Origin of the sequence: Bradyrhizobium sp. UNPA324 (genome assembly GCF_006658635.1) — a bacterium.
GTDB classification, from domain to species: domain Bacteria; phylum Pseudomonadota; class Alphaproteobacteria; order Rhizobiales; family Xanthobacteraceae; genus Bradyrhizobium; species Bradyrhizobium nanningense.
The window spans coordinates 6,290,902-6,305,095 of the sequence record NZ_LFJD01000004.1 but is presented as its reverse complement, the minus strand read 5'-3'; the positions used below and the strand labels follow the sequence as shown (position 1 = coordinate 6,305,095).

The window sequence follows — 14,194 nt, the reverse complement described above, 5'->3', positions numbered from 1 at the left end:
CAAACGAAAGCCTCTTGATGGACTCCCTCAATCCCGACCATCCGCCGCTGACCATGATGCCGGCGAGGCTGCGCGTCTGGAAGTTCTGGGGCACGGCGCTGTGGGGCCTCTTCATCTTCGTCGCGATGTTCGTCGGGCAGATCGGCGCCGTCGTCCTGCTGGCGGCGCAGCGTGGTCTGCCCATGGACCTCGCCTCGATCCAGCTCGTCGGCCATGAGCCTCAGGCGCTCGCGCTCTCCGTCATCATGGGCCTGCCGGCGACGCTTCTGGCGGTGTGGCTCGCCATAGCCATCAAGAAGGCTTCCTTCATCGACTATCTCGCGTTGCACTGGCCGTCCTGGAAGCAGCTCCTGTTCGGTGCGGTCGGCCTCATCCTGCTGGTGCTGGTCTGGGAGACGATGTCGCGCGCGCTCGGCCGCGAGGCGACGCCGGGCTTCATGACCGATCTGTTGAAATCCGGTCGCGACAAGGCCGCGGCGCTGCTGCTTCTGTTCGCCTTCAGCGTGGCCGCGCCGATGTCGGAAGAGGTTTTGGCGCGCGGCTTCCTCTATCGCGGCTGGTCGGCGAGCTTCCTGCGGGTGCCGGGCGCGATCCTGTTGTCGTCGCTGGTCTGGACAATCGTGCACCTGCAATACGACATGTACTTCCTCGCCGAAGTCTTCACCATCGGCCTGTGGTTCGGCTACATGCGCTATCGCGCCAATTCACTCTGGGTCACGATCGTGCTCCATGCGCTGAACAATCTGACCGCCGTGGTGCTGACGATGTGGCTGGGGAGCTAGGCGACCAGCGCGATCGCGATCGGCATCGTGATCGCGGCCAGAATCGTCTGCAGCGTGATGATCTGCGCCAGCAGCGGCGCGTCGCCGTTCATCTGGCGGGCGAGGACATAGGCGCTGGGGGAGGTTGGGACCGCCGCGCAGATCGCGACGATCGCAAGATTGTTGCCGGACAGGCCAAACCGCACGGCAAGCGCCAGCGCAAGCATTGGCATCAGCACCAGCTTGAATGCCACGCCGAGCGTCGCGCCCAGGCTGGGGCGGAGCAGCCCCTTGAGTTGCAGGCCCGCGCCGGTGACGAGCAGGCCGATCGCGAGTGAGGAGCGGCCGAGTGCATCGGCCACCTCGTGCCACAGTTTCGGTAATGGCATATGGACGAGGTTGACGGCGAGGCCGATGACGCAGGCCCAGATCAGGGGATTGCGGATCAATGTCATGACGATGGCGCGCGCAGACTGCTTCTCGGGCGCGGCATAATGTGCGAGCACCGCGACGCTGAACACGTTGACCAGCGGAATGATCGCGACCATCGCCACCGACGCCAGCGCCAACCCGACATCGCCATAAAGGTTGGCGGACACCGACAGCGCCACATAGGTCTGCCAGCGCGTCGCACCCTGGAAGATCGAGGTGAAGCCGGGGCCGTCGATGCCAAGCCGCGCCAGGGCAGGGCGGAGCGCGAGGCAAACCAGCGACATCGCCAGCGCCGACAGCAGCAGCGCGCCGCCGACGCCGGCGACCGGCACGTTGGAGAGGTCGGCCTTCACCAGTGTCTGGATCAGCAGCATCGGGAACAGCACGAAATAGGTCAGCCGCTCCAGCCCGTGCCATTGCGTGTCGAGCCGCATCAGGCTGCGCTTCAGCACGACGCCGAGCACAATGAGGATGAAGACCGGCAGCAGCGCCGCGATCACGACCGCCATGGATCAGTCAGTCCCCGAGGCGGCGCGGAGATTGGCGAGGCGGTCGAGCGCGCCTTGCAGGATGAAGATCGCGGCGTGCTCGTCGATCACCTCGGCGCGCTTGGCGCGGCTGACGTCCATGCCGATCAGCTCGCGCTCGACCGCCGCGGTCGAGAGGCGCTCGTCCCACAGGCCGATGGGGAGGGCGGTCAGACCGGCGAGATTGCGGGCGAAAGCGCGGGTGGATTGCGCGCGCGGGCCCTCGCTGCCGTCCATGTTGATGGGCAGGCCGAGCACGAATCCGGTCGCCTTGCGCTCGGCCGCAATCGCGAGCAGCCGGGCGGCGTCCTGCTTGAACGCCTTGCGCTGGATCGTCTCGACGCCGGTCGCAAGCCGGCGGTCCGGGTCGGACACGGCAACGCCGATGGTCTTGGTGCCGAGGTCGAGCCCGACCAGCGCGCCGCGCGCGGGCCAGTGGGTTGCAGCACCGACGAGAGGCAGGATAAGAGCCGGCATGGCGTAGCGCATATCACGCGTCGCGCCGCGGAGTGAACCCATAACAATGGATGCGCTGACATTATTCGGCCTGTTCGCCGTCACGGCGATGCTGGTCACTTACGCTCTGGAAGATCGCAGCAATTGGTTCGTGCTGCTGTTCGCCGCGTCCTGCGTGCTCGGCTCGGCCTACGGTTTTCTCCAGGGCGCCTGGCCGTTCGGCCTGGTCGAGGCGATCTGGGCTGTCGTGGCGCTGCGGCGGTGGCAGCTCAGGCCGCGATGACGTCCTCGTCGGTCTTCAGACAAGCAGCAAAGCCGCTGAGCGCGCTATATTGATGTCCGGCGCGGCGCTGGATGAAGAGTGTCTCGACGCGCGCATGCGACGGGCTCAAGGCGTGGATCGAGACGGTGCCATTCATGGCGCTGCGTTCGACGACCGCACGCGGCAGCAGCGTCACGCCCATGTCGGCGGCGACGCAGCCGATCATGCCGTCGAGCGTGCCGAGCTCGAAGCGCGCGGCCGAAGGCCAGCCGAAGTCGACGAAGATCTGCTCGAGCCGTTGACGGTAGGTGCAGCCGGTGCGGAACACCAGCGCGGTCGGGCCGGATTCCGGCGTGCCGGCGCGCAGCTCGCCAAGTGAGGTCCAGCGCCGCGCGCTGACCAGCACGAGCTCCTCGCGGAACGCGCTCGTGGCGGTGAGGTCGGCATGCGCGATCGGACCCGCGACGAAGGCGCCGTCGAGCGCGCCTTCGAGCACGGCGGCGACGAGGTCGGCCGTGGTTGCGGTACGTAAGGAGAGCCGCACGGCGGGAAAGCGGCGGTGGAAATCGGCGAGCAGGGGCGGCAGCCGCACCGCCGCGGTCGTTTCCATCGAGCCGATCGCAAGTGGTCCCTTCGGCTCGCCATCATCGCGCGCAGCAAGCACGGCCTCGCGCGAGAGTGCTGCCATCCGCTGCGCGTAAGGCAAAAGGCGCTTGCCGGCGCCGGTCAGCGTCATGCCGCGGCTATGGCGTTCGAACAGCGGGGTGCCGATCTCCGCCTCCAGCGCCTTCACGCGCTGGGTGACGTTGGATTGCACGGTATTGAGCTCCTCCGCAGCGCGGGTGATGCCGCCGGTGCGGGCCACAGTGGCAAAGGTCTGGAGATCGCTGAGTTCCATGGTCCATTTCTCTTTTGAGATGGCAGCGTTCTGTAGAATTCAATTTTGAAGAATGTTATTTGCGCCTAATCTTCCTGTCCAGAGTGGGAGGACCCATGCCGATTGCCACGCCGCTGACGGAGCTCCTCGGGATCAGGCATCCGATCTTGTCGGCTCCCATGGATACGATCGCCGGCAGCCGCCTGACCCGCGCTGTCAGCGAGGCCGGCGGATTCGGCATCCTGGGTGGTGGATACGGTGACCCTGTCCGGCTTCAGACGGAAGCCGCAGAGCTGAAGGGCTTTGCGCCGTTCGGCATCGGCTTCATCACCTGGAGCCTGGCAAAACAGCCCGAACTGCTCGACATCGCGCTCGACGCTGGCCCCGAGGCCATCATGCTGTCATTCGGCGACCCCGCGCCGTTCGCACCGCGCATTGGGGCGAGCGGTGCGCGACTGATCTGCCAGGTGCAGAGCGAGGACATGGCCAAGCAGGCGCTCGATGCCGGCGCGGAGATCCTGATCGCGCAGGGCACCGAAGCCGGCGGCCATGGCGCATCGCGCACCACGGTCGACATCGTGCCTGCGATCGTGGATCTTGCGGCCGGACGTGTGCCGGTCGTCGCGGCCGGCGGGATCGCCGACGGAAGGGGCCTCGCCGCGATGATGATGCTGGGCGCATCCGGCGTGCTGATCGGCACGCGCTTCTATGCGAGCGTTGAGGCCAACGGGGCGGACGAAGCGAAGCAGCGCATTCGCATGGCGAGCAGCAACGACACGGTGCGCGGCGTTGTCGCTGACTGGTCGCGAAGCCTGTTCTGGCCGGCTCCGTTCACGGCACGAACGCTGGTCAACGATCACATCAGTCGGTGGAGCGGCCGTGAGATCGAACTGATGCAGCGCGCGGGCGAGGTCGCCAAGGAATATGCTGCGGCGAAGGCCGCGGGCAATTTCGAGGTCGCCGCGGTTTTCGCCGGCGAGGCGGCCGGGCTGATCCATGACATTCCGTCCGCCGCGCAGATCGTCGAGCGGATTGCGACGGAGGCGGAGCAGTTGCTGGAAGGAAGACGCAATTCGGTGACAACGGCGCGAAATTCTTCACCCTCCCCCTCCAGGGGAGGGTAAAAACAGAGAGAACAACCATGTGGCCTGACCGTCGACTGATCGACCTCTTCAAGACCGAATTTCCGATCGTGCTGGCACCGATGGCCGGTGTGATGGATGCGGAGCTGGTGATTGCGGCGGCGCAGGGCGGCGCACTCGGCTCGCTGCCGAGTGCGATGATCTCGCCGGAGAAGGCGCGCGAGCAGGTCGGCCTGATCCGCCAACGCGTCAAGGCGCCGGTCAACATGAACTTCTTCTGCCACACGCCGGTCGAGCTGACGCGCGAGGCCGAAGCGCGCTGGAAGCAGCGGCTCACGGGCTATTATACCGAGCATGGCCTCGATCCCGCAGCGCCGATCAATGCGGCGAACCGCGCACCATTCGATGTCGCCTTCTGCGAGGTCGTCGAGGAGCTGAAGCCGGAGGTCGTCAGCTTCCATTTCGGGCTGCCGGAGCAGGCGCTGCTCAAGCGGGTGAAGGCCGCCGGCTGCCTCGTGATCTCGTCGGCGACGACGGTGAAGGAGGCGGTGTGGCTCGAACAGCGCGGCGTCGATGCCGTGATCGCGCAAGGCGCGGAGGCGGGCGGTCATCGCGGCATGTTCCTGACCGACAAGATCGCCGAACAGCCCGGCACCTTTGCATTGGTGCCGCAGGTCGTCGATGCCGTGAAGGTGCCGGTGATCGCCTGCGGCGGCATTGCCGACGGGCGCGGCATCGCCGCGGCCTTCGCGCTCGGTGCCTCCGGCGTCCAGATCGGCAGCGCCTACTTACGCTGTCCGGAATCCAAGGTCAGCGCGGGCGGCCGCAAGGCGCTCGCCGAGGCGGGCGATGATTCCACCGTCATCACCAATGTCATGACCGGCCGGCCGGCGCGCGGGGTCCAGAACCGCCTGATGCGCGAGGCAGGCCCGATCTCGCCGGATGCGCCTCCCTTTCCCCATGCCGCGACGGCGCTGGGACCGCTCAAGGCGGCTGCCGAAAAGCAGGGCAGGGTGGATTTCACCAATCTCTGGGCCGGCCAGGCCATTGCCCTCGGCCGCGAGGTCCCCGCGGCAGAATTGACCCGGGATCTGGCCAAATCGGCGCTGGCCCGCATGAAAGCGCTGGCAGGGTAGCACCCGGCGCCGGTTGCGGCGCAAAACCGGCCTCTGCTATACGGCACATGGGTTTTGCCGTGAGAGGCCTTATATAATGTCCGTCGACGCCGCTACCGTCCGCCGCATCGCGCATCTGGCGCGCATTGCGGTTTCCGAGGGCGAGGTTCCGCACCTTCAGGGCGAGCTCAATGCCATGCTCGCCTTTGTCGAGCAGCTCTCGGAGGTCAATGTCGAGGGCGTGGAGCCGATGACCTCGGTCACCCCGATGCAGATGAAGAAGCGGCAGGACGTGGTCGATGACGGCGAGATCGCCGACGATATCGTTGCCAACGCGCCCGCGACCGAAGGTCACTTCTTCCTGGTGCCGAAGGTCGTCGAATAACTCTTGGGACGTCCGATGTGCATGCTTTGCGACGATGAGAAGGCCTATCAGGCCTACATGAATTACCTCGACAAGATGGAGCGGCAGGGCAAGGCTGCCGATCCCAATGTTGCCGTCAATGCTGTGCTCGACGAGCTCGAGGCCGCCGCGAATGCCGCTGCCAAGAAGAACGTCACGCAAGACGACCCGGCCAACGACAAGACCCTGTCTCCGTTCTTCTGCAGCCCGATCAATAAATGACCGATTTGACATCGCTGACGCTCGCCGAGGCCCGCAAGGGTCTCGCCGACAAGACTTTCACGTCCCTCGAGCTGACCGACGCGCATCTTGACGCGATCGAAGCCGCGCGCGTGCTCAACGCCTTCGTGATGGAGACGCCGGACCAGGCGCGCAGCATGGCGAGGGCCGCAGACGAGAAGATCGCCAAGGGCGACGTCGGCCCGCTCGCCGGCATCCCGCTCGGCATCAAGGATTTGTTCGCGACCAAGGGCGTGCGGACCACGGCGTGCTCGAAGATCCTCGGCAATTTCGTTCCGACCTACGAGTCGACCGTCACCTCGCAGCTGTGGCGCGACGGCGCCGTGATGCTCGGCAAGCTCAACAATGACGAGTTCGCGATGGGCTCGGCGAACGAGACCTCGTGCTTTGGTCCCGTCGGCAATCCGTGGCGGCGCGAGGGCAGCAACACGACGCTGGTGCCGGGCGGCTCGTCCGGCGGCTCGGCCTCGGCCGTGGCGGCGCTGCTGTGCATGGGCGCGACCGCGACCGACACCGGCGGCTCGATCCGGCAGCCCGCGGCGTTCACCGCGACCGTCGGCATCAAGCCGACCTACGGCCGCTGCTCGCGCTGGGGCATCGTCGCCTTTGCCTCCTCACTCGACCAGGCCGGCCCGATCGCGCGCAGCGTGCGCGATGCTGCGATGCTGCTGCGCTCGATGGCCGGACACGATCCGAAGGACACGACCTCGGTCGATATCGCGGTGCCGGATTACGAGGCTGCGATCGGCAAGTCCGTGAAGGGCATGAAGATCGGCATCCCCAAGGAATATCGTCTCGACGGCATGCCGGCCGAGATCGAGAAACTCTGGAGCGAGGGTGCGGCCTGGCTGAAGGCCGCCGGCGCCGAGCTCGTCGAGGTCTCGCTGCCGCACACCAAATACGCGCTGCCGGCCTATTACATCGTGGCGCCGGCGGAGGCGTCCTCCAACCTCGCGCGCTATGACGGCGTCCGCTACGGCCTGCGCGAGCAGGGTAGGAACATCATCGAGCTCTACGAGAACACCCGCGCGGAAGGGTTTGGCGCGGAAGTGCGGCGCCGCGTCATGATCGGCACCTACGTGCTCTCGGCCGGCTATTACGATGCCTATTATCTCCGCGCGCAGAAAGTGCGCACGCTGATCAAGAAGGATTTTGAGGATTGCTTCGCCAAGGGCGTCGACGCGATCCTCACCCCCGCGACGCCGTCGGCCGCCTTCGGCATCGGCGAGAAGGGCGGCACCGATCCGGTCGAGATGTATCTCAACGACATCTTCACGGTGACCGTGAACATGGCGGGCCTGCCCGGCATCGCCGTGCCCGCCGGCAAGGACCGCCAAGGCCTGCCGCTCGGCCTGCAGCTGATCGGCCGTCCCTTCGATGAGGAGACGCTGTTCTCGCTCGGCGAGGTGATCGAGCAGGCCGCCGGCCGCTTCACGCCGACGAGGTGGTGGTGAATGTCGCTGATTTCATCGCGAGCCTCGACGGCGCGGCGCCTGCGCCGGATCTGAGCGCGCCGCTCAGAGGTCTCTGGTGGGCCGCCAAGGGCGACTGGGACCAGGCGCACAAGATCGTTCAGGACGACCAAGGGCGCGACGCTGCCTGGGTGCACGCTTATCTGCACCGCGTCGAAGGCGATCTCGGCAATGCCGGCTACTGGTATCGCCAGGCCGGCCGGCCAGCAGCAAAGGATTCATTGGAAGCGGAGTGGGAGCGGATCGCTGCCACGCTGCTCGGGAGCAAGACATGAGCACGGCCACGCACAAGCTTCTCAAGGGCTCAACCGGTGACTGGGAGATGGTCATCGGCATCGAGATCCACGCCCAGGTGACCTCGAACGCAAAATTGTTCTCGGGCGCGTCGACCGTCTTCGGCGGCGAGCCGAACAGCCACGTGTCGCTGGTTGATGTCGCGATGCCGGGCATGCTGCCCGTCATCAACGAGGAATGTGTCAGGCAGGCTGTCCGGACCGGGCTCGGCCTCAACGCAAAGATCAACCTGCGTTCCGTGTTCGACCGGAAGAACTATTTCTATCCGGACCTGCCGCAGGGCTACCAGATCAGCCAGTACGCGTCGCCGATCGTGGGTGAGGGCGAGGTGGTGGTCGATCTCGACGGCGGCAAGACCGCCAACATCGGTATTGAGCGGTTGCATCTGGAGCAGGATCCCGGCAAGATGCTGCACGACCGGTCGCCGTCGCTCTCCTTCATTGATTTCAACCGCTGTGGCGTGGCGCTGATGGAGATCGTCTCGAAACCGGACATCCGCGACGCCGAGCAGGCCAAGGCCTATGTGTCCAAGCTGCGTTCGATCATGCGCTACCTCGGCACCTGCGACGGCGACATGGAGAAGGGGTCCTTGCGCGCCGACGTCAATGTGTCCGTGCGCAAGCCCGGCGGGCCGCTCGGCACCCGCTGCGAAATCAAGAACATGAACTCGATCACCTTCATCGGCCAGGCGATCGAGTATGAAGCGCGGCGCCAGATCGAGATCCTGGAGGATGGCGGGCAGATCGAGCAGGAGACGCGCCGGTTCGATCCGAACAAGGGCGAGACGCGCTCGATGCGGTCCAAGGAAGAGGCGCATGACTACCGCTACTTCCCCGATCCCGACCTGCTGCCGCTGGAGTTCGATCAGGCATTCGTCGACGAGCTCAAGGCGAAGCTGCCCGAGCTGCCGGATCAGAAGAAGATGCGCTTCGTCGCCGACTTCGGTCTGTCGGCCTATGATGCGAGCGTGCTGGTTGCCGAGCGCGAGAGCGCAATGTTTTACGAGACCGTGCTCGACAAGCTCGCCAACCGTGCGCGCGACGGCAAGATGGCGGCAAACTGGGTGATCAACGAGCTGTTCGGCCGTCTCAACAAGGAAGGCCGGGATATTACGGGCTCTCCCGTCACCGCCGAGCAGTTGGCTGCGATCATCGACCTGATCGGCGAGGGCACGATCTCCGGCAAGATCGCCAAGGATCTGTTCGAGATCGTCTGGCAGGAAGGCGGCGATCCCCGCGCGCTGGTCGAAAGCCGCGGCATGAAGCAGGTCACGGACCTTTCGGCGATCGAAAAGGTTGTCGACGACATCATCGCGGCCAATCCCGACAAGGCCGCGCAGGTCAAGGACAAGCCGCAGTCGCTCGGCTGGTTCGTCGGCCAAGTGATGAAGGCGTCCGGCGGCAAGGCCAACCCGCAGAGCGTCAACGACCTGCTCAAGTCCAAGCTCGGCATCTGACCTCACGCGTTCGAACGAGGTGACGGACACGTTTCGTCACCTCGCTTTCATTCCTCGACACGACGTTCGCACGCATCCTCGGCGGCACACTTCATCCCGATCGCCTGCGATGTGACGGCCGAATCGCCGTGACGCGATTCGCGCAAAACGGCGGCTCGCGCTCGCTTCGAGGAGCGCTTGCGCCGTTAAGCATGAAAATATTTTCGTTGCCAAAAGTCGCGACTCAGAGTCCGCAAAGCGCCCTTGCGAGGTGGTCGCGGGATTGGCAATGCACGTCGCCGCGATCATCGTGCGCAATGCGCGCGTACAGAAAAATACTTGCTGCATAGTGTTTTTCTGCAATCGCATATGGCGCGAACAGCGAGGTTGCGGGCACTCTCTGCACTCGATCGTGCGCGTCATGCAGTGCGCTTGCATCGCGCTCGCCAAGCGCACGCGTGTTGCGTCGTCAACACTTCTTTAAGCGAGACGCTGTTTTTTTCGTTGTGTTGGTGTATTCGGGATGAGTGCATTCGATCCCCGACTGCACGCAGCGATTAAAGCCATCTCACACATCGGAGGGCAACATGGCCAAGAAAGCGAAGAAGGCGAAGAAGGCGAAGAGCGCAGTGAAGAAGACTGCGAAGAAGACCCGCAAGGTCGCGAAGAAGAAGAAGTAACTTCGACTTCTGAAGTTGCCGGCTCCAGCAGCCGGCACGTCATCAGCGCCTCCTGAAGGTTCTGATCGACGATAGAGGGTGTCGGCGAGACATCAGGTCAACGGTCGGATCGTTCGCTTTGACGGTCCGGCAGAAGAAACGAGTTTTCTTCGTTCGGTGCGGTTCTCCGAAAAGGGGCTCCGCAATTTCACAAGCGGCCTTCGGGCCATCGTGGAATCTGGTCCTGACGTGTTCGCCGACGCCCTCGTTCTCCTGAGGCCGGGGTATTGCCGGCATTCCTTATCCCCGACATTGCTGATCTGACCGCGACGTGGCCGCGCCGACCTCGTTGCTCTGCCTTGGGGCAGGCGAGGGCTGCGGCCTGTTTGCGCGCCGCTTCTCCATTCGCGATGTCATCGCCCGGCTCCGACCGGGCGATCCAGTACGCCGCGGCGTCTCGGGGAGATGATGGCCGTCTCTGGAATATTGGGTCGCCCGTCTGCCGCCTTCGCTGAAGCTTCGGCGGTCCCGGACCGCATGCCCCGCGTAGCCTTGGCGTCGCCGGGGCGCGGGTGACGACAACGAGCAGCGCCGCAGCACCAGGCGCGCCGCCCACCGCGCGCGATGGTTATCGTTCTGCGAAAATCCCGGGGTAAACAGAATCTGGTGAATCGCAGAAGTGCCTGCAAATCAGGAACTTTTCTAATTCTTCGCGTCGCCACCGCGCGTGCGCGTTTACGTCTGCTTCATCGCGATACTTAAACTGCCATTCAAATTTGCCCGCCATCATCGCCTCCAACAAGCCGGCAAACGGCAGGAAGACTCGGGGATGAGTTGAACAGTGCACGATCCCGAAAAAGGGGCATGCACATCAGAGTTGGACGGGAGCCGCGCTCGGGGGAACGAGGCGGCATAAGAACAAAGGGGATGCGTTATGTTTCAGGGTACTTTCGATATGGAGACGGCTACGCCGATCGACGCGAGCGCGCTATCCGACGTGCTGTTCGAGCGCGGCATCTATTGGGCGAGCGGCCGCTCCGGCCTCGTCGATCTCGTCGCCGCACATAAATGGTTCAATCTCGCCGCGCTGAAGGGCCGCAAGGACGCCGTGGCGCTGCGCCAGGAGGTTGCCGGGCAGATGTCGGATGTCGAGATCTCGGTCGCACAGCGCGAGGCGCGGGCGTGGGTTTCCGCCCATTGAGCTGAGAATCGCATCCATACCCGTGTTCGCACGGGTGGGCCTGGTTGCGCTGAATCAAGTTTCTTCGTCGTGCCGCCACATAAGACCCGAGCGGCATGAGCGATCCCGACACGAATGGACGATGGCTGCCGATTCAGATCGCTCCCGATGAGTGCGACCTGGAACTCGGCCGCCTGCACAAGACGGGAATTCTGCCCTGGTCGTTCCCGTGCCGGCGCAGGTCCGGCGTCTGGTTCAACGTCTGGGCCGACGAGGCCGTGCTGATTTCGCCCTCGCATTGGCGGATCTGGCGGTTCCACCGCTAGACGCGGACGCCCACATATAAGGTCAGGGCGAATCGGCTGAATGCGGCGCGCTGATCCTTGCGCCAGGCTCTCGCACGGGCCTTAGCGTCGCTTTCAGGCGAACGAACGCACAGATCTTGATTGATTCTGCCGCTGGGTGGCGGAGAGGGAGGGATTCGAACCCTCGATACAGCTTGAGACCGTATGACGCTTTAGCAAAGCGTTGCCTTCAGCCACTCGGCCACCTCTCCGGTGCGAGCCTTATGCATCTAATTACTCGGGCCGGTCAATTTGGAAGCGTGTGTTTTCGCTCGAATATTCCCAGCGATTTTCGAAACCAGGCGGTTTGTTGCCGGGCGCCATCTCAAGCAGGCCCTCTATATAGAGGCGCCGCCGCCGTGGCGCGGCCGGATTGCCGCAGCCGTTTGAGAGGCGGATCGGCGGTCCGTCCGGGCTGTTTGCACCTCCCGCCTCAAGCCCCGGTCTGATTCTACGATTCGAGCCTCCTCAGCGCCGCGGCGGCGAGCGCCCGTTCCCTCTGCCTCAGGTGAGGAGTTTTGGCGGCAAACGGAACCGCTTCAAAAAGGCCAGCAAAAACAATATGTTGCGAGCGCACCGCGATCACATCTGCGTGTTATTTGTGCAACACCCATCGGAAAACAAGCTTCATGGGCCCGTTTCGAAGCGTTCTGTTGTTGTGTGTGCAAGGACGTTCGGTAATTGTGACTGAGCGACGGAGGGGGGCATCCCGAGGTCGTCCCGTTTAGGTCATTCGCTTAAGTCCCTCGCGTTCATGCGGGTGTGTCCGAAGGCGCGAAGGGGACCAAAGCGGTGATTTAGAGGGGGTTGGGGAATTGGCCGTCCGGTCAGTGACCTTCCCTGAAGAGCAACTTGGAGGTTTAACATGAAGTTGGTTAAGAGCCTTTTGCTCGGCTCAGCGGCGGGTCTGATCGCCGTGGGCGGAGCGCAGGCAGCTGATCTTCCCGTAAAGGCCAAAGCGGTCGAATACGTGCGGATCTGCTCGCTCTACGGCGCGGGTTTCTACTACATCCCGGGCACTGACACCTGCATCAAGCTGGGTGGTTATCTGCGCGCTGAAGTCGCGCTGGGCACGAACAGCGTTTACGGTATTGCCAACGGGGCTCCCGCCGGTGCGCACAATCGCCTGAGCAACTACTACACCGCTCGCGCTCGTGAAGACCTCAACATCGACACGCGCACGGCCACCGAATACGGCGTCGTCCGCACGTTCTTCGATGCGACGTTCTCCTGGACCACCGGCAGCTATGTCGGCACGGGTTCTGGAACGGGTACGACTGGTTACAGCGCTACGACGGCTGGCACCACCACCATCAACCCAACTGACGGCGGTACCTCGGGCGGTTCGCTCGGCGTGTACTACGCCTTCATCCAGTTCGCTGGCTTCACCATGGGTAAGGCCGTGTCGCAGTTCGACGCGCCCTGGACCAACTATCCCGGCAACAACATCGACAGCCTCGTCGGCGGTTCCGGCACGGTCACCGGTGTCAACCAGTTCACCTACACCGCTGACTTCGGTCAGGGCGTGACGGCGGCCTTCTCGGCTGAAGACGCGACGGCCTACTATCAGGCCGGCAACATGAATCTGACCGGCGCCAGCGCTGGCAGCATGATCGGCGGCACCTACGGCTCCAACGCCATCGGCGGTTCGCGTTCGCCGAACCTCGTCGGTATGGTCCGCGTCGACCAGGCTTGGGGCATGTTCCAGGCGTCGGTCGCTGCGCATGACAACCACGTGGCCTATTACGGCGCCACCGAGACCACCGGTCACCCCGACGACAAATGGGGCTGGGCGGTTCAGCTCGCTCTGTCGATCAAGAACATCCCGACTGGTGCGGGTGACGTGATCAACATCCAGGGCGTCTACACCGACGGTGCGACCCGCTACAACTTCCAGAACCTGGCGGGCAGCAGCTACTCGATGTTCGGCAGCTCCGGCGTTGCCTACCAGAGCGTCGGCTTCGCCTCCGCTCCGGACACCGTGTTCATCACGGGCGGCCAGCAGGAGACGGTGAAGACCTGGGGCTTCCGCGGTGCTTACACCCACAACTGGGATCCCTACTGGAACACCGCGCTCTACGGTGCCTACGCTCAGGCGCAGTACGGCTCGGTCGCCAAGACCGCGCTCTGCGGCGCTGGCGGTGCAGGCGGCGTGTTCGGCGGTCTCGCCGGTGTCACCGGCTGCAATCCTGACTTCGCGGTCGCCCAGATCGGCCTGATCACCCGCTGGACCCCGGTCAAGAACCTGACCTTCTCGGGTGACGTGAACTGGACCCACCTCGACCAGAAGTACTCGGGCACGGTTGGTTACGCCGGTGCCGGCACGACGGCCAAGCCGGCCGCTCTGTACGAGCTGAAGGACCAGGACAGCATCACCCTGCTGCTCCGCGCTCAGCGCAACTGGTAAGATCTGTCGAAGTCTTTCGACGAGCACCCGGCGGGCAACCGCCGGGTGTTTTTTTGTGCGCGGATGTTGCGAGCGGCTCGGCGACCCGTGGTTCCGTAGCCCGGGTGAGCGCATAGGGACGTCAGTCGCAAGTGTCCCTCGGGCCGTCAACCCGCAACGGCAAAGTATCCCATTTAACCGAAATTCGGATTTATCGCGTGGGACTCTCACCCCGGTTCGCGAAGGCGCGCCCGTGGCCACACGCGCGG

The 14,194-nt window shown here is 64.4% G+C and carries 15 protein-coding genes and 1 tRNA gene; 12 read left to right on the top strand and 4 right to left on the bottom strand.

All coding sequences use genetic code 11. The annotated features are described in order from the left end of the window. The first annotated feature begins 17 nt into the window (after positions 1-17). A complete protein-coding gene (locus UNPA324_RS30210) occupies positions 18-782 on the top strand; it encodes a CPBP family intramembrane glutamic endopeptidase (protein ID WP_141937557.1) in 765 nt (254 codons plus the stop codon). Here UNPA324_RS30210 and UNPA324_RS30205 read toward each other — a convergent pair. Beyond that, positions 779-1,702: an AEC family transporter gene (locus UNPA324_RS30205; RefSeq protein ID WP_128920588.1), complete on the bottom strand. Its 924-nt coding sequence runs from the start codon at positions 1,700-1,702 to the stop codon at positions 779-781. The genes UNPA324_RS30210 and UNPA324_RS30205 overlap by 4 nt on opposite strands. A 3-nt stretch (positions 1,703-1,705) precedes the next feature. After that, complete coding sequence (gene ruvX / locus UNPA324_RS30200; protein ID WP_141937554.1) at positions 1,706-2,197, bottom strand: Holliday junction resolvase RuvX; 492 nt, start codon at positions 2,195-2,197, stop codon at positions 1,706-1,708. 46 nt (positions 2,198-2,243) lie between these two features. Between ruvX and UNPA324_RS30195 the strand changes: the two genes are divergently transcribed. Further along, entirely contained in the window at positions 2,244-2,459 is a 216-nt protein-coding gene (locus UNPA324_RS30195; protein ID WP_128920590.1) for a hypothetical protein, read from the top strand. Here UNPA324_RS30195 and UNPA324_RS30190 read toward each other — a convergent pair. Further along, positions 2,446-3,336: a LysR family transcriptional regulator gene (locus UNPA324_RS30190; protein WP_141937551.1), complete on the bottom strand. Its 891-nt coding sequence runs from the start codon at positions 3,334-3,336 to the stop codon at positions 2,446-2,448. The two genes, UNPA324_RS30195 and UNPA324_RS30190, sit on opposite strands and share 14 nt — an antisense overlap. A gap of 95 nt (positions 3,337-3,431) precedes the next feature. Here UNPA324_RS30190 and UNPA324_RS30185 point away from each other — a divergent pair, with 95 nt between their 5' ends. The 9 genes from UNPA324_RS30185 (at position 3,432) to UNPA324_RS30140 (ending at position 11,521) form a co-directional block, all read left to right on the top strand. After that, a complete protein-coding gene (locus UNPA324_RS30185) occupies positions 3,432-4,439 on the top strand; it encodes an NAD(P)H-dependent flavin oxidoreductase (protein ID WP_128920592.1) in 1,008 nt (335 codons plus the stop codon). 17 nt (positions 4,440-4,456) lie between these two features. Beyond that, complete coding sequence (locus UNPA324_RS30180; RefSeq protein WP_128920593.1) at positions 4,457-5,533, top strand: NAD(P)H-dependent flavin oxidoreductase; 1,077 nt, start codon at positions 4,457-4,459, stop codon at positions 5,531-5,533. Between the two features lie 76 nt (positions 5,534-5,609). Further along, positions 5,610-5,897 (top strand): Asp-tRNA(Asn)/Glu-tRNA(Gln) amidotransferase subunit GatC, encoded by a 288-nt coding sequence (gene gatC, locus UNPA324_RS30175; RefSeq protein ID WP_028143922.1) that lies wholly within the window; start codon positions 5,610-5,612, stop codon positions 5,895-5,897. A gap of 15 nt (positions 5,898-5,912) precedes the next feature. Beyond that, positions 5,913-6,137: a hypothetical protein gene (locus UNPA324_RS30170; protein ID WP_128920594.1), complete on the top strand. Its 225-nt coding sequence runs from the start codon at positions 5,913-5,915 to the stop codon at positions 6,135-6,137. Next, positions 6,134-7,609: an Asp-tRNA(Asn)/Glu-tRNA(Gln) amidotransferase subunit GatA gene (gatA, locus tag UNPA324_RS30165; RefSeq protein ID WP_128920595.1), complete on the top strand. Its 1,476-nt coding sequence runs from the start codon at positions 6,134-6,136 to the stop codon at positions 7,607-7,609. Before UNPA324_RS30170 ends, gatA begins: the two co-directional genes overlap by 4 nt. Further along, complete coding sequence (locus UNPA324_RS30160) at positions 7,600-7,902, top strand: hypothetical protein (protein WP_128920596.1); 303 nt, start codon at positions 7,600-7,602, stop codon at positions 7,900-7,902. Before gatA ends, UNPA324_RS30160 begins: the two co-directional genes overlap by 10 nt. Further along, positions 7,899-9,377: an Asp-tRNA(Asn)/Glu-tRNA(Gln) amidotransferase subunit GatB gene (gene gatB, locus UNPA324_RS30155; RefSeq protein WP_128920597.1), complete on the top strand. Its 1,479-nt coding sequence runs from the start codon at positions 7,899-7,901 to the stop codon at positions 9,375-9,377. The genes UNPA324_RS30160 and gatB overlap by 4 nt, the downstream gene beginning before the upstream one ends. 1,572 nt (positions 9,378-10,949) lie before the next feature. Then, positions 10,950-11,216, top strand: a complete 267-nt coding sequence (locus UNPA324_RS30145; RefSeq protein WP_128920598.1) for a hypothetical protein — start codon at positions 10,950-10,952, stop codon at positions 11,214-11,216. A 95-nt stretch (positions 11,217-11,311) separates the two neighbouring features. Continuing rightward, the gene (locus UNPA324_RS30140) at positions 11,312-11,521 is read left to right on the top strand and encodes a hypothetical protein (protein WP_128920599.1); all 210 of its coding nucleotides are present in this window, start codon (positions 11,312-11,314) and stop codon (positions 11,519-11,521) included. Positions 11,522-11,658: 137 nt separating this feature from the next. On the opposite strand, the gene UNPA324_RS30135 is transcribed toward UNPA324_RS30140, so the two are convergent. Beyond that, a tRNA-Ser gene (locus tag UNPA324_RS30135) sits at positions 11,659-11,751 on the bottom strand. Positions 11,752-12,404: 653 nt separating this feature from the next. Here UNPA324_RS30135 and UNPA324_RS30130 point away from each other — a divergent pair. Next, entirely contained in the window at positions 12,405-13,946 is a 1,542-nt protein-coding gene (locus tag UNPA324_RS30130; RefSeq protein ID WP_141937548.1) for a porin, read from the top strand. Positions 13,947-14,194: the final 248 nt, after the last annotated feature.

Bases quoted from the DNA above. Each gene is read 5' to 3' on its own strand.
- UNPA324_RS30210 (WP_141937557.1), top strand. From the start codon at position 18: ATGGACTCCCTCAATCCCGACCATCCGCCGCTGACCATGATGCCGGCG.
- UNPA324_RS30205 (WP_128920588.1), bottom strand. From the start codon at position 1,702: ATGGCGGTCGTGATCGCGGCGCTGCTGCCGGTCTTCATCCTCATTGTG.
- ruvX (WP_141937554.1), bottom strand. From the start codon at position 2,197: ATGCCGGCTCTTATCCTGCCTCTCGTCGGTGCTGCAACCCACTGGCCC.
- UNPA324_RS30195 (WP_128920590.1), top strand. From the start codon at position 2,244: ATGGATGCGCTGACATTATTCGGCCTGTTCGCCGTCACGGCGATGCTG.
- UNPA324_RS30190 (WP_141937551.1), bottom strand. From the start codon at position 3,336: ATGGAACTCAGCGATCTCCAGACCTTTGCCACTGTGGCCCGCACCGGC.
- UNPA324_RS30185 (WP_128920592.1), top strand. From the start codon at position 3,432: ATGCCGATTGCCACGCCGCTGACGGAGCTCCTCGGGATCAGGCATCCG.
- UNPA324_RS30180 (WP_128920593.1), top strand. From the start codon at position 4,457: ATGTGGCCTGACCGTCGACTGATCGACCTCTTCAAGACCGAATTTCCG.
- gatC (WP_028143922.1), top strand. From the start codon at position 5,610: ATGTCCGTCGACGCCGCTACCGTCCGCCGCATCGCGCATCTGGCGCGC.
- UNPA324_RS30170 (WP_128920594.1), top strand. From the start codon at position 5,913: ATGTGCATGCTTTGCGACGATGAGAAGGCCTATCAGGCCTACATGAAT.
- gatA (WP_128920595.1), top strand. From the start codon at position 6,134: ATGACCGATTTGACATCGCTGACGCTCGCCGAGGCCCGCAAGGGTCTC.
- gatB (WP_128920597.1), top strand. From the start codon at position 7,899: ATGAGCACGGCCACGCACAAGCTTCTCAAGGGCTCAACCGGTGACTGG.
- UNPA324_RS30145 (WP_128920598.1), top strand. From the start codon at position 10,950: ATGTTTCAGGGTACTTTCGATATGGAGACGGCTACGCCGATCGACGCG.
- UNPA324_RS30140 (WP_128920599.1), top strand. From the start codon at position 11,312: ATGAGCGATCCCGACACGAATGGACGATGGCTGCCGATTCAGATCGCT.
- UNPA324_RS30130 (WP_141937548.1), top strand. From the start codon at position 12,405: ATGAAGTTGGTTAAGAGCCTTTTGCTCGGCTCAGCGGCGGGTCTGATC.